General features: G+C 61.7%; 1 protein-coding gene and 1 pseudogene. Both read left to right on the forward strand.

The features are described from left to right. Positions 1-260 (forward strand): annotated as a pseudogene (locus ABYB95_RS23875) (cysteine--tRNA ligase); the annotation flags it as partial. Continuing rightward, positions 260-913 (forward strand): DNA-3-methyladenine glycosylase, encoded by a 654-nt coding sequence (locus ABYB95_RS23880; RefSeq protein WP_372662972.1) that lies wholly within the window; start codon positions 260-262, stop codon positions 911-913. The pseudogene ABYB95_RS23875 and the gene ABYB95_RS23880, both read left to right, overlap by 1 nt. Positions 914-1,087: the final 174 nt, after the last annotated feature.

A 1,087-nucleotide genomic window follows, 5' to 3' on the forward strand; every position in this document is an offset into this window, starting at 1 on the left:
ATCGGAGCCGAGATCCGGTGTTGGCTGGAGTGCTGAAGGCGTTGGGGGGCGTTCTGGGTTTGTTGCAATTGCCTCCATCGGCGTACTTGCAGGCGGGCAGTGGCCAGGACGCGAGCGGTGTGCTGGCCTTGATCGAGGAGCGGACGGCCGCCAAACTGGCGAAAAACTTCACCGAAGCCGACCGCATCCGCCAGGTGCTGCTGGAGCAAGGCATTGTTCTCAAAGACAGTGCGGCTGGCACCACCTGGGAGCGCAGCTGATGGCCGCCACCTCCGTTTTCCCCGGTTTGTCCGAAGACGCCCCGGCCTATTGGGCCGAGGCCTGCAAACACCTCGTCAAGCGCGACCGGGTGATGAAAAAACTCATCCCCAAGCACCCGGGTGTGAGCCTGCAGTCGCGGGGCGACGCGTTTGTGACCCTGGCGCGCAGCATCGTCGGCCAACAGATATCGGTCAAGGCGGCGCAATCGGTGTGGGACCGGTTCGAGCAACTGCCCCGGCAGATGGTGCCGGCCCAGGTGCTCAAGCTCAAGGTGGACGATATGCGCGCCGCTGGGCTGTCGGCACGCAAAGTGGAGTATCTGGTCGATCTGGCGCTGCACTTCGCGAACAACCAACTGCACGTCGGCCAATGGACCGATATGGCCGACGACGACATCATCGGTGAGCTGGTGGCCATCCGTGGCATTGGCCGCTGGACCGCCGAGATGTTCTTGATCTTCCACCTGAGGCGGCCCAACGTGTTGCCCTTGGACGATATCGGCCTGCAAAATGGCATCAGCCGGGCCTATTTTTCGGGCGAACCGGTGAGCCGCAGCGAGATTCGCGAGGTGGCTGCGACCTGGGCGCCGTTTGCCAGTGTGGCAACTTGGTATATTTGGCGCTCCCTGGACCCGGTCCCCGTGGCCTATTGAAATCAGATCGTCGTTGAAGCATGGCCCCGGATGAACGGGGTACGGCCTTGTGGTCTGCCCTGCGCAGGCCCTGAAGAGTCGCTACAAGACCACAGGAGTACACCTTGGCGAAAAAGAATTTTCTCGATTTTGAGCAGCCGATAGCCGAGCTGGAACGCAAAATCGAAGAGCTGC

The organism is Hydrogenophaga sp. (genome assembly GCF_041633695.1).
In the GTDB taxonomy this organism is placed as follows: domain Bacteria; phylum Pseudomonadota; class Gammaproteobacteria; order Burkholderiales; family Burkholderiaceae_C; genus Hydrogenophaga.

What these genes read in the sequence shown, in the direction of transcription:
- ABYB95_RS23880 (WP_372662972.1), top strand. Translation starts at nt 260, where the DNA reads ATGGCCGCCACCTCCGTTTTCCCCGGTTTGTCCGAAGACGCCCCGGCC.